This window comes from Propionicimonas sp., assembly GCF_034927565.1.
In the GTDB taxonomy this organism is placed as follows: domain Bacteria; phylum Actinomycetota; class Actinomycetes; order Propionibacteriales; family Propionibacteriaceae; genus Propionicimonas.
Genome location: NZ_JAYFPT010000050.1, coordinates 1 through 18,241, shown reverse-complemented (window position 1 = coordinate 18,241; position 18,241 = coordinate 1). Strand labels below are relative to the sequence as shown.

At 67.7% G+C, this 18,241-nt stretch carries 24 protein-coding genes and 1 pseudogene; 10 read left to right on the top strand and 15 right to left on the bottom strand.

Annotated features, from left to right (window positions below):
• Positions 1–14: 14 nt before the first annotated feature.
• Entirely contained in the window at positions 15–809 is a 795-nt protein-coding gene (locus tag VB080_RS10230; RefSeq protein WP_323418341.1) for a metallophosphoesterase family protein, read from the bottom strand.
• 496 nt (positions 810–1,305) lie between these two features.
• Here VB080_RS10230 and VB080_RS10225 point away from each other — a divergent pair, with 496 nt between their 5' ends.
• A complete protein-coding gene (locus tag VB080_RS10225) occupies positions 1,306–2,568 on the top strand; it encodes an ATP-binding protein (RefSeq protein WP_323418340.1) in 1,263 nt (420 codons plus the stop codon).
• A gap of 8 nt (positions 2,569–2,576) precedes the next feature.
• On the opposite strand, the gene VB080_RS10220 is transcribed toward VB080_RS10225, so the two are convergent.
• Entirely contained in the window at positions 2,577–2,906 is a 330-nt protein-coding gene (locus tag VB080_RS10220) for a hypothetical protein (RefSeq protein ID WP_323418357.1), read from the bottom strand.
• Here VB080_RS10220 and VB080_RS10215 point away from each other — a divergent pair.
• Positions 2,844–3,703 (top strand): annotated as a pseudogene (locus VB080_RS10215) (glycerate kinase). The gene VB080_RS10220 and the pseudogene VB080_RS10215 overlap by 63 nt on opposite strands.
• Before the next feature lie 86 nt (positions 3,704–3,789).
• On the opposite strand, the gene VB080_RS10205 reads toward VB080_RS10215, so the two are convergent.
• Positions 3,790–4,374: a helix-turn-helix domain-containing protein gene (locus VB080_RS10205; protein ID WP_323418339.1), complete on the bottom strand. Its 585-nt coding sequence runs from the start codon at positions 4,372–4,374 to the stop codon at positions 3,790–3,792.
• Positions 4,375–4,819: 445 nt separating this feature from the next.
• On the opposite strand from VB080_RS10205, the gene VB080_RS10200 reads away from it, so the two are divergent.
• Positions 4,820–6,448 carry an NAD(P)/FAD-dependent oxidoreductase gene (locus tag VB080_RS10200; RefSeq protein WP_323418338.1) on the top strand — a complete coding sequence of 543 codons (1,629 nt, stop codon included), beginning with the start codon at positions 4,820–4,822 and terminating at the stop codon, positions 6,446–6,448.
• A 105-nt stretch (positions 6,449–6,553) separates the two neighbouring features.
• Complete coding sequence (locus VB080_RS10195) at positions 6,554–6,850, top strand: hypothetical protein (RefSeq protein WP_323418337.1); 297 nt, start codon at positions 6,554–6,556, stop codon at positions 6,848–6,850.
• A gap of 256 nt (positions 6,851–7,106) precedes the next feature.
• Here VB080_RS10195 and VB080_RS10190 read toward each other — a convergent pair whose 3' ends face one another.
• Entirely contained in the window at positions 7,107–7,667 is a 561-nt protein-coding gene (locus tag VB080_RS10190) for a TetR/AcrR family transcriptional regulator (protein WP_323418336.1), read from the bottom strand.
• Positions 7,668–7,790: 123 nt separating this feature from the next.
• On the opposite strand from VB080_RS10190, the gene VB080_RS10185 reads away from it, so the two are divergent.
• Positions 7,791–8,552, top strand: a complete 762-nt coding sequence (locus VB080_RS10185; RefSeq protein ID WP_323418335.1) for a hypothetical protein — start codon at positions 7,791–7,793, stop codon at positions 8,550–8,552.
• A gap of 140 nt (positions 8,553–8,692) precedes the next feature.
• Here VB080_RS10185 and VB080_RS10180 read toward each other — a convergent pair whose 3' ends face one another.
• Together VB080_RS10180 and VB080_RS10175 are read right to left on the bottom strand one after the other, a co-directional pair.
• Positions 8,693–9,238 carry a DUF1697 domain-containing protein gene (locus VB080_RS10180; protein WP_323418334.1) on the bottom strand — a complete coding sequence of 182 codons (546 nt, stop codon included), beginning with the start codon at positions 9,236–9,238 and terminating at the stop codon, positions 8,693–8,695.
• Positions 9,235–9,573 carry a thioredoxin family protein gene (locus tag VB080_RS10175; RefSeq protein ID WP_323418333.1) on the bottom strand — a complete coding sequence of 113 codons (339 nt, stop codon included), beginning with the start codon at positions 9,571–9,573 and terminating at the stop codon, positions 9,235–9,237. The genes VB080_RS10180 and VB080_RS10175 overlap by 4 nt, the downstream gene beginning before the upstream one ends.
• 248 nt (positions 9,574–9,821) lie before the next feature.
• On the opposite strand from VB080_RS10175, the gene VB080_RS10170 reads away from it, so the two are divergent.
• Complete coding sequence (locus VB080_RS10170; protein WP_323418332.1) at positions 9,822–10,250, top strand: VOC family protein; 429 nt, start codon at positions 9,822–9,824, stop codon at positions 10,248–10,250.
• A gap of 163 nt (positions 10,251–10,413) precedes the next feature.
• A complete protein-coding gene (locus VB080_RS10165; RefSeq protein ID WP_323418331.1) occupies positions 10,414–11,862 on the top strand; it encodes a DEAD/DEAH box helicase in 1,449 nt (482 codons plus the stop codon).
• Positions 11,863–11,885: 23 nt separating this feature from the next.
• On the opposite strand, the gene VB080_RS10160 is transcribed toward VB080_RS10165, so the two are convergent.
• From VB080_RS10160 to rpmB, 8 genes are all read right to left on the bottom strand, one after another.
• Positions 11,886–12,431: a hypothetical protein gene (locus VB080_RS10160; protein ID WP_323418330.1), complete on the bottom strand. Its 546-nt coding sequence runs from the start codon at positions 12,429–12,431 to the stop codon at positions 11,886–11,888.
• 397 nt (positions 12,432–12,828) lie between these two features.
• A complete protein-coding gene (locus VB080_RS10155; RefSeq protein ID WP_323418329.1) occupies positions 12,829–13,200 on the bottom strand; it encodes a VOC family protein in 372 nt (123 codons plus the stop codon).
• A gap of 9 nt (positions 13,201–13,209) precedes the next feature.
• On the bottom strand, positions 13,210–13,992 hold the full coding sequence (locus VB080_RS10150) for a helix-turn-helix domain-containing protein (RefSeq protein WP_323418328.1): 783 nt from the start codon (positions 13,990–13,992) through the stop codon (positions 13,210–13,212).
• A 45-nt stretch (positions 13,993–14,037) separates the two neighbouring features.
• Positions 14,038–14,463 carry a type II toxin-antitoxin system VapC family toxin gene (locus VB080_RS10145; RefSeq protein ID WP_323418327.1) on the bottom strand — a complete coding sequence of 142 codons (426 nt, stop codon included), beginning with the start codon at positions 14,461–14,463 and terminating at the stop codon, positions 14,038–14,040.
• Positions 14,460–14,696, bottom strand: coding sequence for a FitA-like ribbon-helix-helix domain-containing protein (locus VB080_RS10140; RefSeq protein WP_323418326.1), 237 nt, complete (start codon positions 14,694–14,696; stop codon positions 14,460–14,462). The genes VB080_RS10145 and VB080_RS10140 overlap by 4 nt, the downstream gene beginning before the upstream one ends.
• Positions 14,697–14,742: 46 nt before the next feature.
• A complete protein-coding gene (gene rpsN / locus VB080_RS10135; RefSeq protein ID WP_323418325.1) occupies positions 14,743–15,045 on the bottom strand; it encodes a 30S ribosomal protein S14 in 303 nt (100 codons plus the stop codon).
• On the bottom strand, positions 15,045–15,215 hold the full coding sequence (gene rpmG / locus VB080_RS10130; RefSeq protein WP_323418324.1) for a 50S ribosomal protein L33: 171 nt from the start codon (positions 15,213–15,215) through the stop codon (positions 15,045–15,047). The genes rpsN and rpmG overlap by 1 nt, the downstream gene beginning before the upstream one ends.
• Entirely contained in the window at positions 15,215–15,451 is a 237-nt protein-coding gene (gene rpmB / locus VB080_RS10125; protein WP_323418323.1) for a 50S ribosomal protein L28, read from the bottom strand. The genes rpmG and rpmB overlap by 1 nt, the downstream gene beginning before the upstream one ends.
• Before the next feature lie 50 nt (positions 15,452–15,501).
• On the opposite strand from rpmB, the gene VB080_RS10120 reads away from it, so the two are divergent.
• The 3 genes from VB080_RS10120 to VB080_RS10110 are packed head-to-tail and all read left to right on the top strand — an operon-like array spanning position 15,502 to position 16,984.
• Positions 15,502–15,774 carry a type B 50S ribosomal protein L31 gene (locus VB080_RS10120; protein ID WP_323418322.1) on the top strand — a complete coding sequence of 91 codons (273 nt, stop codon included), beginning with the start codon at positions 15,502–15,504 and terminating at the stop codon, positions 15,772–15,774.
• Positions 15,771–15,893 carry a type B 50S ribosomal protein L36 gene (ykgO, locus tag VB080_RS10115; protein WP_323418321.1) on the top strand — a complete coding sequence of 41 codons (123 nt, stop codon included), beginning with the start codon at positions 15,771–15,773 and terminating at the stop codon, positions 15,891–15,893. Before VB080_RS10120 ends, ykgO begins: the two co-directional genes overlap by 4 nt.
• Positions 15,890–16,984 carry a GTP-binding protein gene (locus VB080_RS10110; protein ID WP_323418320.1) on the top strand — a complete coding sequence of 365 codons (1,095 nt, stop codon included), beginning with the start codon at positions 15,890–15,892 and terminating at the stop codon, positions 16,982–16,984. Before ykgO ends, VB080_RS10110 begins: the two co-directional genes overlap by 4 nt.
• Before the next feature lie 202 nt (positions 16,985–17,186).
• On the opposite strand, the gene VB080_RS10105 is transcribed toward VB080_RS10110, so the two are convergent.
• Positions 17,187–18,241 (bottom strand): HNH endonuclease (locus tag VB080_RS10105; protein ID WP_323418319.1); only part of this gene is annotated, 1,055 nt, incomplete at its 5' end.

Sequence of the window (18,241 nt, the reverse complement as noted above, 5' to 3'; positions counted from 1 at the left end):
CGGACCCGTCCGGGTCACGACTCCACAATGATCCGGGCGCCGTCGCCGTCGACCAGCAGGGTCAAGCCCTTGAGTGACGCGCCGTCCAGTGCGAGCCCTTCAACCTGGACTTCGCCGTGAGTGGCCGCGATCGTCGACGAGTAGCGGACGTGGTGGTGTCCGTGGAACCAGCGCTGGGCTTCGACCCCGTCCAGGATGCGACGGAGCCTGTCCTGGTGCTCGTCCGCCTGTCCGATCGCTCCAGCCGGCCACCACGTCTGGCGTTCCCAAGGCTCGAGATCCTGCTGGAAACGAGTCCGGAGGAACTCCGTGCCCAGGGGAGCATCGTGTGCGACGACGACGTCGGCAGCCCCAGCAGCGATGATCGAAGCGGCCTGCGCCTCGGTCGCCTCCTCGTCGGGGAACCAGTCGACGCCTTCGGTTCTCAGGTGTTTGTCGATCGATGGTGCGCCACCGATCCCGAGCCAGCGTGTCGACTCCCACACCCAGCGATAACCGACGGGGATCCCGCGAATATGCTCGGTGACGATCCGCAGGCCATCCGGTCCAACCGGCACTTGGGCGAGTGCAGGCCAGTCCTCGTGGTTGCCGGGGATGAACCACAGGTCCAGGCCGGACGCGGCGAGCTTCGCGTCGACCTTCCGCAGGTACTTGCGGCCGGATTCGTTGCCGCGTGGCCAGAAGCCGAAGTCGCCGACCTGCAGGATCAGATCGGCTCCGACGGTCTGCGCGTGGTCGATCACCTGGATCGCGGCCAGCGTGTTCATGTGCAAGTCGCCCGCCAGCAAGATGCGCTGTGGATCGGCCACGGTTCCCTCCTTGATCAACCTTGGTGCTGAGCCGAGCAACGCTACTCGCGACTGCCGACAACGCCCAGCGACCGCATCGACTGGACGGGTCGGAACAGTCCCTCACTCCGAGATCGCCCTTCCGGTCGGTCCGTGGAGCCGTCCGAACCAGCCCGAGCACACCAGAGCCACCTCCCCCAAACCGCTGACTTCTAGTTTCCGCGGGTTCCGGGTTCGATGCCCAGTGGGCCCACCAGCCGTTTCACCGCCGTGGCTAGGGCAAACGGCTGAGCGCGGCCTCGGTGGCCACCGCCCGAAACTCTTCGCCTTCCCACTAAGCGAAAACCGACCCCGATTCGGACAAGTCCTTCGGCACGCTCGATTGGGACGATGGCTACGACCACAAAGCCGACCGGCGTCGCGCCGTCGTGGAACGCTAGTTCAAACGCTGGACCAAACCGGCATCCGGTGGTGGGCCAGAGTGACATTAGGTGGTGGACCAAAGTAGCATCGAGCCATGAACCCCAAGGCCGAGCCACCTGCGGCGTACCGGACGAGGTTGGTGGACGACCGGCTGGACTCCGCCATTGAGCAGTTGCCGGCCGTGCTGCTGGCGGGGCCGCGGGCATGCGGCAAGACGACGACGGCCGCTCGGCACGCGGCGAGTGTGGTCCGGCTCAATCGTGATGCCGAGGCCGCGGCTTTCCGGGCAGATCCCGACGTCGCCCTGGGACGCCTCGAGAAGCCGGCCCTGCTGGACGAGTGGCAGGATGTGCCCGGCGTCCTTGCTGCGGTCAAGCGAGCGGTGGACGCGGACCCGCGGCCCGGGAGGTTCATCCTGACCGGCTCGGTGTCAGCCGAACTGACCCAGAACTCCTGGCCAGGCACGGGCCGGATCACTCGCATCCCCATGTGGGGCATGACGGTCCGGGAGGCGCTGCCGGCAGCGCCCGCACGACTCCTGGTGGATCGCCTGCACGCTGCCGACGCGTCCGCCTTCGGTCCCGCCACGGGTGCTCGCGTGGATCTCGCCGACTACGTCGAGCTGGCGACGGCCGGCGGGTTCCCAGATCCCGTGCTGAACCGCGAGGGCACCGGTCGGCAGTTGTGGCTGGAGAGCTACCTCGATGAGCTGGTGCACCACGACGCGGCGCTGCTACGCGCTGGCATCGACTCCGGGCGGTTCGCGACCTACGTCGAGGCGATCGCGGTGAACAACGCTGGGGTGGTCGATGACTCGACGATCCTGGACAGCGTTCGAATCGACCGGCGGACGGCCCACGCTTACTGGCAGCTCCTCGAGCGTCTGTTCATGGTCGAAACGGTGCCCGCCTGGTGGTCCAACCGCCTGACCAGGCTGGTCTCGCTCGAGAAGCGGTACCTGGTGGACACCGCGTTGATGGCCACGGCGTTGCGCCTCGGGACCGACGAGATCCTCCGCGACGGCAACCTGCTCGGCCGAATCATCGAGAGTTTCGTCGCCATGCAACTGCGGCCGGAACTCACGGTCTCGGCGCGGCGGCCCCGGCTGTTCCACCTGCGGGACAAGGGCGGACGGCATGAGGTCGACCTGGTGATCGAGTACGGCGGAGGTCGCGTGGCCGGGATCGAGATCAAGGCGACCGCATCGCCTGCCGCGGACGACGCTCGCCACCTGGTCTGGCTGCGCGACCGGCTCGGCGATCAGTTCACCGTGGGGCTCGTCCTCCATACCGGACCAAACGACTTCGAGCTGGGGGAGCGGATCGTCGCTGCGCCGATCTCCACACTGTGGGCCTGAAAAGGCGTCTACCTTCGACTACGGCGGCCCGGCCTTGTCGAACTCAAGCTGAAGGCGGGGACGGCGTTCCAGTGTGGGTGCTCGGCCAGCAGCTCGCACCAGCACCCGGACGCCTTGGCGGCCTGGTGGCCGACGGCCAGACTACGTTCACCGAGCGCGGGAGCGTAGGCGACCGGGTCGATCTCGAAGAAGTCGCACTCGTTGTCGAACTGGAAGCGGACCATCCAGTCGACGAGCTTGCGGTACGGCGGCGGCGCGGTGCGAACCAGCTGCGCGTGCAGCTCGAGCAGTTGCCGGATCGCGTCCCCGATGATGCCGCTCGAGTCGTCGGCACGCATGATCACCTTGCAGGCGCTCGTGATCGCCTTCCGGGTGACTGCGAGCACCTTGGCCGGCTGATCGTCGGCCTGGGCGGCTCGGCGACCACCGATGGGGGAGCCGGGCTGCTCGCCGGGCTCGGGGCTGTCTGGCGGGCACCGGACGGCGCGGTGCTCGAGCCGCGTCCTGCGGCGATGCGCGACCTTGACCGGGTGGACCTCGACGCCCTGGACGCTCGCCTGGCCGAGGTCGACATCCAACTCGCTTGCGATGTCACCAACCCGCTGCTCGGGCCCACCGGCGCGGTCGCGGTATTCGGACCGCAGAAGGGTGCCACTCCTGAACAGGTGCCGATCCTGGACGGCGTGCTGACCCAGATCTCGGCCGCGCTGGTCGTGGCCGGGGCGCCGGACGTCCGCGACCTGCCGGGGGCGGGGCTGCCGGAGGCCTCGGCGCGGCGCTGCTGGCCCTGCACGGCCGCCGACGCCGCGGCGTGGAGGTTGTTGCCGAGGCGGTCGGTCTGACCGCTCACATTGCTGACGCCGACCTGGTGCTCACCGGTGAAGGGTCGATCGACGCCCAGACTCTGGCGGGGAAGACCCCGGCCGGGGTGGCCGAGGTGGCAGACGCGTCCGGAGTGCCGGTGATCGCCTTCGCCGGACGTCTGGGCGAGGATGCCGACGTGCTGGTCGGCAACGGGTTCGCCGCGGTCGTCCCGATCACCACCGGGCCGTGCGACCTCGCCTCCGCGCTGGCTGATGGTGCCGCCAACCTGCAGCGCGCCGTCGCCACGGCGATGCGGCTCTATCGGCTCTGACGCAACCGCCGGAGAGTTTCGATGGTCACGCTCAAGGCGACCGGCAACTTCGGCTCTCGCTTCACTGGTCGCGGGAGGCCATTCGTTCACTCCTCAGGGAGGGTCTGGCTGTCGGTCCGGCTCAGTCCGTCGAACAGGATGGCCAGGTAGCGGTCGACCGCCCTGGTGGGGAGGCGGGTGAGGGCGAGTGCGGCGAGGGTGGCGACGGTGAAGTTGGCGATGTCGTCGGTGGCGAAGTCGGGACGCAGTCGGCCTTGGCGTTGGCCGTTGCGCATGATGTGCTCCAGGGTGCCTTCGTATCGGCTGAGGTACTCCTCGAGCAGGTCGGACAGCCGGACGCTGGCGTCGGGTAGTTGTTCGACGCTGTTGATCAGGGCGAGCCCGATCGCGTAGTAGCCCGCCAGTGGGTCGCTGTTCTCGTCGGCTTGTCTGATGGTGGGCTCGATCTGGTCGCAGATGAGCTTGGCGGCGGCTCGACTCTGCAACTCGGCGGCCGAGCCGAACCTCCGGTACACCGTGCTGCGCCCGATGCCCGCTTCTTTGGCCACCTCGGGAAGGGACACCACACCCCCGTTCCTGCCGATCAGGCGGATCGCCGCGTCCAGGATCCGGGAGTCGTTGCGTTCCGCGTCGGAGCGTCGCCCGGTGGACGTGTCCTGGGTTGCCGTCATCCTTGTGCCCGTCCTTCTTTGCGCTGCCCACTCACAGTGCCCAGTGTCTACCCCCTTGGGTCGCGGGTCCGTCATCGGCACTCGGACCCATGGATCCGTCCGACCAGGATCCCCGTCGCCACAGTGGCCAGCCAAGAACCCTTGCCTCCGTCCTCATCGAGTGGTGTAATCAAGACGATCACTAAATGGGATATCGTCCCAGATATGGTCTGGCCCCCGCCGGCACGACGTCGGGCCAACAGTCCCTACCAGCAGGACGGTGCGGAGGCGCAGAGAGGCACCGTCCCGATCGCAAGTATCGAGAGACTCCCGTTCCGGAAGTGGCGCAACGTGGCGCGAGCCGGTTCTGGGACGAGGGCTCCACGAGCAGTCCGCTGCCTAACCCGGGCTGCTGGTCGACACGTGGCCCGTTCGGGCTGCGCTACAACAGAGAGGAAAGACTCAGATGTCTGACTACGACGTCCTCGTCATCGGCGGGGGCCCCAACGGTCTGATGACCGCCGGACTACTGCAGGCGCAAGGCAAGAACGTCTGCTGCACGGAGCTGAACGACCACGTGGGTGGTCTGGCTTCGAACGCTCATGACATCCCCGGCTACGTGCACAACCGGGGCATGTGGTTCCTGATGTTCGCCCAGATCGACAAGTTGCTCAACACGCTCCAGCTCGACAAGTACGGCCTGGAACTGATGGACCCCAAGCACGTCGGCGTGATCCTGCCGACGAAGCCGACCGATCCGGTGTTCCGAATGTACAACAACCCGCTCGAAACGCTCGAAGACATCGAGGGCAGCTTCGGCAAGGCCACCCGGCAGCACTTCATCGACTTCATGAAGTACCTCGAGCCGTTCAGCCTGGGTATGTCGTACGCCCTTGCGAACGAGCCGATCGCCATCGGCCAGATCATCGACTCGATGCCCAGCCATGAGGCCCAGACCGCCATGTCGATGCTGATGTATGGCACGACGAAGGAACTCGCCAACCGGTTCTTCCCGGACGAGAACGAGTCGGTGCTCCGCGGCTATCTCGCTGGCATGTGCACCGACGGCTTCTTCGGCGGTCCGATGACGCCGGGCTCGGCTCTGACGCTGGCCTACCACTTCGGTACCCCGGAGGCAGGCGAGGGCGCGACCGGCTCGCAGTTCAAGGTCTGCAAGGGCCACATGGGTGAGTTCTCGAACGCGCTGGCCCGCTCGTTCGAAGGCCACGGCGGCACGCTGCTGAAGAACACCGAGGTCGCCAAGATCCTGGTCCGCGACGGCACCGCGGTCGGTGTGCGACTCAAGGACGGAACCGAGATCAGCGCCGATGTCGTGGTGTCCAGCCTGGACGACTACAACACGTTCATCAACCTCGTCGGCGAGGACGACACGCCCACCTGGCTGGTCGACGCGATCAAGAACATCAACTACACCGACGTCATCACCCAGACGTACCTGGCGTTCAACCGGCTGCCCACCTTCCGGGACGAGTACGAACACCTCAACCACGACGACTGGAGGTTCCAGATCTGGACGATGGGCAGCTGCGAGCAGTTCGAGCAGGCCTGGGACGACACCAAGTTCGGACGCGTCCCGAAGGTCCTGGGCACTGGGCTCTACTTCCCCAGCATGCTCGACCCGACCCTGGCTCCCCCGGGGCATCACACGGGCACGTTCTGTGTGTCTCCGTCCTGGCCGATGGGCATCGCGCCGAAGGACTATGAAGCGACCAAGCAGGAGATCTTCAGCAACATCTGCGACTACTACGAGCTGTTCATGCCCGACTTCCGCGACTGCATCGACGACTGGAAGATGATGGCCCCGCCCGACTACGAGAAGCTGTACCACAACACCGGCGGCACCTGGACCCACGGCATGGTTCAGCTCAACCAGATGTTCGACCACCGCCCGGTCAAGGGCATGTCGAACTTCCGGGCACCGATCAAGCGGCTCTACCTGTGCGGCTCGTCGAACCACCCCGGCCCCGGCGTCAACGGACGGCCGCCGCAGATCTGCATCAACGCCATGAAGAAGGACGGCGTCCTCGACGCTGCCGGCGCCAAGTCGAAGCAGACCGTCGGCGCCCGCCGCTGAGCAGGCAGCACCTCGACGCACACCGGGCCGGACGGGCGTGCCCCAACCTGTCCGACCCGGCGCGTGCACCTTCGTCAACGGACACTCGAAAGGAACGGCAAGACCATGAGCTTCACAGCGGCCACCGGCGAGGACAAAGCCGGAGCCAAACAGCAGGAACCAGCCCGGGTCCTGAACGAGACCGGTTCGACCGTCATGGCGGTGAACACCATCCACCGCGAGGGCGACCGGCTCGTCATCAACGGCACCCTCATGGGCGCCTGGCCCTCCGACATGTACGTGGAACCCGAGGACGTCGTCCGGCTGATCGGCCGGGTGTTGTCCTGGCCGATCATTGGCCTGGTCCTCTCGCTTCCCTACATCAGGTGGCGCGACAAGCGAAACAAGGCCAGCCGACGTTGATACTGGTAGCGCTCTGCCCCGGGGGTGTGATTCTGCCTCGGACTGGCCCCTGTTTGGGTGCCTTTGTTGATCTGTCCGTCCTCGGGCTGGAGTCGCCGATGCCTACCCCCTCTGCAGTCCGTCGCAGGCAAGGGGCGGCTTTGGGGACCACTGATCAATCATGCGCCGCAGGAGCCACTTATCGCCACAAGATGTGGCCTTGCAGCTCATCCCGCCGGGCACGTCCTGGCGCGGAACAGCATCGGTCAGTGCTTCCTTAGCCGGGGAGCTGAGTGAGGGTCTCGAAGATGCCGGTCACGAGCCCGCGCATCTCCGCATCATCGAGGTCCGGGCGACGCGCGACCAATGCGGCGATGCCATAGACCAGGGTGAAGCCCGCAGCGACGGCCCGCGGGTCGTCGGACCCGGCCAGAGCCTGTGAGACGCGGTCGGCCAGGGTGTCGACGGTGTCGGGCAGGCTGCCTGGCATGGCCTTCCGGTCGAAGAAGACCATGTGGATCACCTGGCGGTGCGTGATGACGAAGTCGGTGTAGAACGTGCGTGCCGCTGCGGGGCGGTCGCGGGCCGGGAGCTCGTCGAAGCGGCGGGTGGCCTCGCCCGCATCCTCGACGACGGGCTTCATCAGGGCTCGCACGATGTCGTCACGTGAGCGGAAGTGGTGGTACAGGGCGGGCTTCGTCACACCCAGTCGGTCGGCGATCATCTGCAGGGAGGTTGCCGACAGTCCGTTGGTGTTGAACAACTCGGCCGCCACGTTCAGCAGTCGCTCCCGTCCGCCGCGCGTGCGTTTGAGTGCCTTGGGATCTCGGTCATCCATCGCGTCCTCCCCGCACATTGTCCAGCACCGGCGTTGCCTGGCGCGACCTGAACTTGCCAATCGTACAGTTGAGGATTAACTTACCGATCGTACAGTTTATGGGCGACCGTGTGAGGAGTCATGATGCCCGCTTGGTACGACACGCTTCAGAATGCCTTCACCTTTGACAATGTCCCGCTGCTGATCTCGGCGGCGGTCACGTTCATCATCGGGTTCCTGGAGTACATCTGGTCCTTCAAGCTGATCCGTCGGGAGGGAATGGCGCCCTACCCGGTGTGGATGCACACCTTCTACTTCGCCCACGACAGCTCGTGGGCGGTCATCATGCTGCTCGCCGGCGCGCGCACCGGGTACTGGTTCTTCTGGGTCGTTGGCATCGCACTGATCGTGTGGAACCTGTTCGAGGTCTACAACATCTACAAGGTCATCACCGTCGAGCGCCAGGAGATCTTCGGCGACTACGTCAAGGACCAGGTGACCGTCCGACAGGCGGTTGTCTTCATCATCATCCAGCTGTTCGCGATGTACATGCTGGTCAACATCCTCATCAGCTTCATGGGACCCGGCAGCATCATGCAGTGGTTCCTCTTCACGAACATGCTCATCGCCTCCGCCCCTGGCGTGCTCTGGCTCCGGCGCGGCGTGACGAACGGCACCCGGCGCGGGACGAGCCTCGGACTCGGCATCATCATCCTGGCCGGCACGATCAACACCTTCCTGCCCGGCGCGAACATGTGGGTGCTCTCCATGCCCCAGGTCTTCGCCACCCCGATCTTCTACCTCACCGGTGTGGTCTTCGTGGCGATCGCCGGCTGGAACCTGTACAACCTCACGCGGCTGCAGGCGGTGACACCCACTGAGGAGTACCCCCGTCCGGTGTGGTGACAAGCGGGGACGGGAGGTTGCTCAAGCCGGTGCGCGCTGCGTCCAGTCCGGCGGCGGCTTTGCGGAGCTCCCGGAGGCCGCCGGGACGTCTCGTCCCGTCCAACGGTCGGGATGCCCTGACACCTCACAGGGTGCTGCTGCTAGAGACTCTCGAGCTTCTTCACGATGCGCCCGACGGTGAGCCAGGTGCGGGTCGTGATGCCCTTGCCGTAGTTCTTCTCCAGCCAGATCATGAAGTCCGGGGTCCGGCCGGGTTCGCTGTTGTCGGTGACCGCCAGGATCGCCCGGGATCTCGCGTGATAGCCGACCACCTCGGTGAGGCCGCCGAGGTGCGTGGCCGACGGCGGGGTGGCAGGCACATCCTTGAGGAAGGTCGCGGTCAGGTAGCTGCCACGGCCATGGCTCAGCCCGGCGAACGGGTCACTGGCCAGCAGAGCCGCCAACTCCGGCTGCGAGCGGACGTTCACCTGGCTGGCGAGGCCCAGGTCGGCGGTGAGCGCCCGCTCGATCGCCTGCTCGAGCGCCGGCAGCTCGGTTTCCGGGCTGGTGAAGACCAGGTTCCCACTGGCAAGTACTGAGCCCACCTTCTGGAAGCCGAGCCGCTCGAACACTCCGCGCAACTGGTCGTTGGACTGGTTCCGGCCACTGGGGGAGATCCCGCGCAGCAACGCGGCGTACCGGTTCACGAGGCGACGACCGGCGGATCGAGCTGCTGCAGGGCGGCGATGATCGGCTCGGCCTTGTTCGGACGGATCAACCGGTCGACCTCGGCACCGTCCCGCAGGAAGATCAGCGACGGCCACAGCTTCACCCGGAACGAGCGGCCCAGCGGACGTCCCGGGCCGTCCTCCACCTTGATCACCCGCAGGTCGGGATGCTCGGCGAGCGCAGTCTCCAGCGGACGGTGCGCAGCTCGGCAGTAGCCGCACCAGTTCGTCCCGAACACCAGCAGCGCGGCGCCGGGCAGCGCGTCGATCTCCACGCGTTCAGGCTGTTCCTCGCGGTACCCCAGAGAATCCATGAACCGAGCCTACGTGGCTTGGCGGGAGCGGCGACACGGACCTGGGCACGTCGTCGCCGGTCAGCCTGAACCAGGGACGGCTGTCGCCCGGCGGGCTTCGGCTGGGGTGACCGGCCGTCGCGTGGGTCCATCCACACCAGGCTGGACGACCGCGGTGAGGTCGGTGAACGCCGTAATCCTGCCAACCTGGATGGAACGAGGGGGAGCGAGGGCTTGCCTCACCGGTCGCCAGGGGCAAGGCTTGCCGTGTGGATCAGAAGTTCTCGGTCACCATGGACGCTGCGGACCCGCTGGCGCTCGGCGAGTTCTGGGCGGTCGCGCTCGGCTACGTCCGCGAACCACCGCCGGCTCCGCACCAGACCTGGGACGAGGCGCTGACCGCCTGGGGATTGCCGCCGGAGCGCTGGAACGACGCCAACGCCATCATCGACCCTGACGGGCTCGGGCCGCGGATCTTCATCCAGAAAGTTCCGGAGCCGAAGACAGCCAAGAACCGTGTTCATCTTGACGTCCGGGTCTCCACCTCGCGGGAGAACAAGGACATGGCGGCGCTGCAGGCGAAGGCCGATCTGCTGGTGGCCGCCGGCGCCACCCAGGGCGAGGTTTTCGACGACGAGATCTCCGGCCACTGGATTGTGATGCGGGACCCCGAAGGCAACGAGTTCTGCATCATCTAGCGCGGTGTGAGAGACTGGACGACAGGGCGCGGACGTCGCGACCCGACATCGCACCACTTTCGTGCACCGCGCCGCTGGCTTCGCCAGCGCAGACGCGAGCCGACTTGGACCGTGGTGAACCATCGTTGCTGAAAGCAGTGTTTCCTTGTCACGTCGTGATTCCGTGCCCGCGACCTTTGCGTCGCTGGGCGTCCCCACCAGGCTGATCGCCCCGCTCACCCAGCAGGGGATCAACGCACCCTTCCCGATCCAGACCGCCACCCTGCCCGATACCCTCGACGGCCGGGACGTCCTGGGACGCGGCCGTACCGGCTCCGGTAAGACTCTCGCGTTCTCGCTGCCGCTGGTCGCCCGGCTGGCCGGATTGGTGCCCGGTGTCGCCGCCAGACCGAGTCGCCCGGGCGCGCCGCGCGGCCTGGTGCTCGCTCCCACTCGCGAGCTGGCCAACCAGATCCTGGCCACCATTGAGCCGCTGGCGGTCGCCGCCGGGCTGCGGGTGATGACCATCTTCGGCGGGGTCAGCCAGGCCGGACAGGTGCGGCAGTTGCGCCGCGGCGTCGACATCGTGGTGGCCACTCCCGGACGCCTGGAGGACCTGATGGGCCAGGGCGAGGTGCGGCTGGACGCGGTGGCGATCACCGTCCTCGACGAGGCCGACCACATGGCCGACCTCGGTTTCCTGCCGGGCGTCACCCGAATCTTGGCGGCCACCCCGGCCGGCACGCAGCGGATGCTGTTCTCCGCCACCCTGGACGGTGGGATCGACAAGCTGGTGAAGCGGTTCCTGAACCGTCCGCTCGAACACAGCGTGGACGCGGTCTCGTCCCCGGTCGCCGCGATGACCCACCACGTCCTGCTGGTCGCCGACCCCGGCCAGAAGCGGCAGGTGGTCCGCGAACTCGCCGCCGGAACCGAACGCCGACTGCTGTTCACGCGCACCAAGCACCAGGCGCGCAAGCTTGCCCGCGAACTCACCGCGGACGGCATTCCTGCCGTCGAACTGCACGGCAACCTCTCCCAGAACGCCCGCGAACGCGGCCTCAAGGCCTTCGCCGACGGGCAGGTGCGGGTGATGGTGGCGACCGACATCGCCGCCCGCGGCATCCACGTCGACGACGTCGAACTGGTCGTCCACGTCGATCCGCCGGCCGAGCACAAGGCCTATCTGCACCGCTCCGGCCGCACGGCGCGGGCCGGCCAGGCCGGTGACGTGGTCACCCTCGTCCTGCCTGAGCAGCGCAAGGACTTCCAGTCACTGTCGCGGGCCGCGAAGATCTCGGTAGCACCGGTGTCCGTACGGCCAGGGGACGAGGCGCTCCGGGAACTCGCCGGACCCGTCGCCGAGACGGTCGCCCTCCAGGACGCGCCCGCTGCCGCCGCCCGCCGTGGCGAACCGCGACCGGCCCCCCAGTCCAGTGCGTCCCGGGGCAATCGCAACCGGAAGGCCGGTTCGGGCCGATCCGGCAGTGCTGCGGCCGGTGCCGCGCGACCCGCGGGCTCCCGGGCACGGCAGGGCCAGGCTCGTCAGTCCCGCTCCGATTCAGCCAGCGGGGGAGCGGTGGCGTTCTCCCGCCAGGCCCATCGCCGCGGCGGCTCCCGCCGGGCCGCCTGACGCCGAACTCAACCGTCCGGCGCTCAGGAGACGGGCGTCACCGTGCTCCGCAGGGTCTGGGAGCCGGGCTTGACGCCGTCACCGCACAGCTTCTTGTTGGTCTTGCCCTGTCCCTTGCCGGTCAGCGTTGAATCGACCGTGATCGTGGTCACCCGGCCATCGGCGTCGGTCTTCACCGTGGTCTTGTAGGTCCACGTGACGGCCCAATCCCAGGATTCGCCGTTCGGTATCCCGTCGGTCTGGCATTCCCAGCTGCCTTCGAAGGCGGGGCGGGTGATCGTCAGCGCGGTGCCGTCCCAGGTGAAGTCGCGGGCGGGCAGCCCGTCGTCGGATGCCCGGGTGATGGTTCCCGTGCACAGCGTGTCGGTGCAGGTGGAGTTGAAAACCCAGGGGTCGCCGGTGGATTCGTTGCCCTTCTTGGGCGGGGGATCCCACCAACCCTTGACGTTGCCCTTGACCTTGGTGACCTTGTCGGAGCCGCTCCAGGCTCCGTCCGGCACGGTGTCCGCCAGGGTGATCGCCGGCGTGACCTCGATGGTCGGCGATGGCGGAGCCGGACTTGGCGCCACCGGTGCGGCGGAGGCTGGAGCAGACGATGCCGCTGGTGCCGCGGCCTCGACGGCTTCGATGGCGGGTGCGGCTGGGCTGCTGCAGGCGGACAGTAGCAGCACGGCAAGCAGGCTGAATTGAAGAGCTGGTCTCATATCTCCCCCCGAGATAGCTGATGGTGAATTCCATGCTCGGCGGGGGCGTTAGTCGAGGGGTAGTCCTGCTTAGGGTGCGCCACGCACCGGCTGTTTACTGGCGGGCCCTCAGTGGGGTTCGGCGTCCTCAATGGTTCCCTGCAGGATCGACAGGGCTGAGAGCACGCCTTTGGCGACCGGGCCACACCCGGACGACGTCACAGGACGCACTGACCAAGCAATACCATTTGACAGCGGACGATGCGGTCTGGCGAGCGGTTCGTCAGCCCTGGGACGCCGACCAGTTCGCCAGGCAGAACGGGTGGCCCGCCGGATCGAGCAGCACCCGCCAGGTCTGGCCAGGCTGGAACTCCGGGACGGTCGCACCCAGTTCGACCGCCCGTGCCTCGGCCGCCGGGATGTCGGCGGTGTCGAGGTCGAGGTGGAACTGTTTCGCGCCGGGGTCGGGCCACTGCGGCGGCTGGTAGTTCTCGATCCTGCCGAAACCGAGGGCGGCACCCTCGCCGTTGCTCAGCATGACCGCGTCATCGGAGTCGTAGGTGACCTGCCAACCGAGCAGATCCCGGTAGAACGCGCCCAGTGCCTTCGGGTCGGCGCAGTCGATGGTGAACATCGCCATTTTCACGGTTGTCATGCGGTCAGATTAGGCCGCCCGACCGCGGTTTGGCTTGGACGAATCCGACATCGTCACCACCGAGCCGCTGCCGTGCCAGCTGGGTGCCTGGGAGGCGAACAGTTCCGACGGGGTGAGCCCGGTCAGCCGGGCGGAGTCACGGGCGAGGTGTGAGTGGTCGGCGTAGCCGGCCGCACTCGCCAGGTCGGCGATCGTGTTCTCGCGGTGGGTGGTCGCCAAAGCCATGACCCGCTGCAGCCGCAGCACGGCGCGCAGGGTGGTCAGGCCGTAGCCGAACAGCTGACGACTGCGCCGCTGCAACTGCCGCTCGCTGACACCGGTCGCGAGCGCGAGGCCGGCGACCGAAGCACCCCGTGCGACCGCCGCCATCAGGGGAGCGGCCTCCGCTGGCGCATCGATGCCGTGGACAAGCCGCAGCAGGATCTCCGACCGTCCGGCTGCGGGCCGCTCCTGCAGTTGCTCGTCCAGCCGCCGGGCGACCGCCGACCCCCACAGGTCCGCCGCCTGTATCCGGCGATCGCGCAGTTCGGAGACATCGACGTGCAGCGCCGCAGCGGCCGCTCCTGGACGCAGCCTGACGCCCGCCCCCTCGATCCGGCGGGCGTAGGAGGCTCCCCAGGCTCCGGTCTCCGGGCCGCAGACGATCACCCCGCGACCCTCCAGCCACATCAGCTCGACGCAGCCGTCGGGCACCAGGTGCAGCCCGCCGAGGAAGGACGCATCCCAGCGGCAGACCACCGTGGCGCTGAACGCCGCCGGTGGCCGAACTGGACGATAGGGCAGGTCCGCCATGAACCGATTCTTGCACCGGGCTGCGACAAGGGCGACGGGGCGGTGTCAGACCAGGTAGGCGAAGGGGTTGATGACAGTGAGCCCGCAAACCTGAGCGAAGTCGCGTCCGTTGCGGGTCGCGAGGTCGTGCCCGTGGGCGAGGCAGACGCCGGCGATCTGCGCGTTGGCGTGCGAGATCGGCCGCCCGGAGGATTCCGCCTGGACCAGGACGCGTGCTGTCGCTTGAGCGGCAGGAAGATCGTAGGCTTCGACGGTCTCGGCGAAGGCATCGAGGTGGGCCTTCCAGCGAGCTTTGAGGTCGCGACGACGCTTGCCCTGGGGTAGGCGGCCGAGGCCCCGCTCGATCTTCTCGACCGTCACGACGCAGATCGACAGTGCTGCCGGGTTCAGCTTTTGAGCCCAGGCGAGGACGGTGGGATCGGGAGCGTCTCTCATGAACTCCGAGACGACGTTGGTGTCCGCGATGATCACGAGAACTCGACTGGTTGGGGCGGTTCGCTCCGCTCAGGCAGGTCCAGGTCGACGCCGCCGACCTCCGAGACCGCCGCCTGGAGAGCCAGCAGGAAATTCTGTTCCGGCAGGTCGACGGCAGCGTCCAGGATCGCCCGCACCTCGGCTTCGACCGAGCGGCCGTGCTTCGCGGCGCGACCACGCAGCCGGGCGTGGGTGCGTTCGTCGAGCTGCCGGATCGTCAGAGTTCCCATCCGCGCCACCTCCTGACAGCAATGCTAGCAGGGGTGTTGGCGGCGACTACCAGGAGGATTTGGTGATCCCCGGCAACTCGCCGCGGTGCGCCATCTCCCGGAACCGCACCCGTGAGACGCCCGCCACCCGCAGGAAGCCGCGCGGGCGTCCGTCCACGACATCCCGGTTGCGGACCCGCACCGGGCTGGCATTGCGCGGCAGCCGCTGAAGTTGCCGCTGGGCGACCTCCCGCTCCTCGGGGGTCGTGGCGGTGCGGATCGCCTCCCGCAGTTCGGCCCGCCGTCCGGCGTAGCGCGCGACGGTGGTCTTACGGCGTTCGTTGGCGACGATCTTCGAGCGTTTGGCCATCAGCGGGACTCCCTGAACTCGACGTGGCGGCGGACGATCGGATCGAACTTGCGCAGGGTCAGCCGCTCGGGGTCGTTGCGGCGGTTCTTGCGGGTGACGTAGGTGTAGCCGGTGCCGGCGGTGGAGCGCAGCTTGACGATCGGCCGGTTCTCCTTGCCCTTGGACGCCATCAGAGCCGCACCCCCTGGGCCAGCAGGTCGTGGACCACCGCGTCGATGCCCCGGGCGTCGACGGTCTTGATGCCGCGAGTGCTGACGGTGAGGGTGACCTCGCGCCTCAGGGACGGCACCCAGTAGCGCTTCGACTGGACGTTGACGTCCCAGCGGCGCCGGGTGTGCCGGTGGGAGTGCGAGACGTTGTTCCCGAAGCCTGGCTGGGCTCCGGCCACCTGGCAGGTGCGGGACATGGTGCTCCTCGTGATACGATTAAGAATCGTTATCGATAGTAGCAGGAGTCATGAACCACACCATCACCACCTACCGTCCGGTCGTCTTCCGCGATAAGTCGGCCGATCGGGTCTTCCTCACCCGCTCGACCGCGGCCGCCACCGGCACCATCGAGTTCGAGGGCCAGACCTACCCGCTGATCGACGTCGAGATCTCCAGCGCCAGTCACCCGCTGTGGACCGGTCGCTCCCGGGTGATCGACAGCGAGGGCCGCGTCGAGCGCTTCAGGCGACGCTACGGCCAGACCGGTGCCGCGTCCGCCGGGAAGGAGAGCGCACGATGAAGGTCCGCAACTCGCTGCGCGCCCTGAAGAAGCTGCCTGGGGCGCAGATCGTCCGCCGCCGCGGCCGGGTGTTCGTGATCAACAAGCGCAACCCGCGGATGAAGGCGCGCCAGGGATGACTGGGCAGGCGATCGGACGGGTGCCGGTCATCCTGGTCTGCGGGGTGGACGCCGACACCATGGCGGTGGCCTCGGCCGCGCTGGGCTGGGACCTGCCGCGGGCGGTAGCCGTCCGCCATGACCTCGACCCGGAGCGGGACGTCCTGATCCGCACGGTGTCGGACGTGACCGGCGTCCTGGAGCGCGAGGAACTGGAACTCGACCACGCCTGCGCCAGCTGTGCGATGCGCGAGGACGTGGTGCCCACGCTGGAGCGGCTGGCCGCCTCCGGCGCCTGGACCGCGATCGTCGCACAGCTGCCGACCACCGCCACCGCCGCCCAGGTCTGCCGGGTGGCGGCCTGGGTGCCCGGCCAGCTGCCGCACGTCCGGGTGAGTGCGGTGGTGACCGCCGTGGACGGGGCGTCGCTGGGCGACGACCTGCGGACCGGCGAGACGCTGTGCGAGCTGGACCTGCCGGTGCGCGACGACGACGGCCGCGGCCTGGCCGAGACGCTGTGCGGCATGGTCGAGTACGCCGACCTGGTCTTCACCCCGCAGCCGGTGGAGCCCGAGGCTCGCGACCTGCTGGCCGTCCTGATGCGACCCGGCGCGGCCTTCGTCGACTCGGTGGCCGATCTGGACGCCGCTGTGCTGGCGGACGGCGTCCACGACTGCCAGGCCAGCGAGGCCTGGGTCGCCGACGTCCGTCGCGGCGACCTGCCCGTCGCGACCGGTGCGGCGTGGGTGCTCGACGTGCGCTCCGACCGTCCGCTGCACCCCGACCGGCTCAATGATTTCGTCGAGGTGCTGGGCGGCGGTCCCCGGCGCTCCCGCGGTTGCTTCTGGTTGCCGACCCGGCCCCACCAGGTCTGTGTCTGGGACGGCGCCGGCGGCCAGCTCAGCATCGGCGGCGAGGAGACCTGGGACAGCGGCGAGCAACCACTGACCCGGATCGTGGTGACCGGCCTCGACGACGGCCGCGACGCGCTCGCCGCCGCCTTCCAGGCCTGCCTGCTCACCGACGCCGAACTGGCCGAGCGGGGCTGGTTCTGGGAGGCGTTCGAGGATGGGTTCGAGCCCTGGCTGGGGCCGATCCGGCGGGCGGCGTAGCGCGGTCTGTCACCACCCCCAGGTGGCGCCGATGCGCGCTCAAAGGGCAGTCGGTGACGCGGTTGATGAAGGCCTCCATGTCGCGGTAGCTGTTGCCGGAACCTTGCGGCCATCACCGGTCGTTGTACCGGTGCACCTGGCTGCGATCCACGAGGTCCGGCCAAGTGGGTCCGGGTCGGCTGCCTGTCGGCGAGGGCCAGTTCTAGGCGGCGCGAAACTTCGTCTTGAAGTGCCAATCGAGGGCTTCTCGATCTGGTTGAAGGTGAGACGACTCCGGCACGGTGATCCGGAAGCCGGAGGTCTCCCTCTCGTAGAACTCGACGCCGTTCCAGCCATGTGCGCGCAACTCAGGGCTAACCCGAAGGCGCAGGTCGGCGTCTATCCCGAGGTAGCCGCGATCATACAGAGTGTGAACGTCGGATCGCAGCAAGAGCGCGTTGGATACGGCGTGGGCGCCCCCGTCAAGCGCGAAGTCCCGAATATGGGCAGCTTCGAGGCTTGGGTAGGTTCCGCTTCCCGTGACCGCGCAACGGTAAGAGTAGGCTTCGTCGACCGCACGCCGAAACCGTCCCTGTCCCATGCGAGGACGGGTGAGGACGGGGGCGCCGTACTTTGGGCCGTCCCACGCAGTCTCCACACCGGTGAGGTCGGCGTCCCAGAAGAGGTCGACTCGTGCCCGCCCTTGTAGGAGTTGGAAGGCCTCGAATACGTACTCGGAGTCAGCCTTCCGGTTGCGACCGAGCGTCTCGTAACCCTCAATCGTGACGTTGCTTGCTGCCCAGTTGGGCGGTTGGGGAAGTTCATCGCCCGGTTGAGCAAAGAAGATGTTGCGGAGGATGACGCACCCAATCATCGGGTCGGGCAATGACGCGTGGTCCTTCGGGTTGTGAAATGCCCGGACTCGAAGGAGGAGCTCCTGCTCGCTACCGACACCGTTGCCGTGGCCCCAGATGGCCCAAGCCTCACTGACTGGCATCTCGAAGTATTGCTCGAAGAATCCACCGCCCACGAGCGAATAGCCCGGCATATCCAGCCCCGGATACTTCCGCGGATGCTTGGTCTTGAACAGGAACGGCTCGCCTTCGGTAAGGGCCTTGAAGCCGTGGGGCGAGGGCTGCCAGAAGTTTGCCTCGCTGATCGCCGGCCGGTCGCGCAGGAAGGTGGCCCAGCGACTGTCCGTGACCCCGACGACAACCCTCACGCTCAGATGGTATCGAAGCAGTACTGGTTGCAGACCGTCGCGCGGGGTGACTTCCA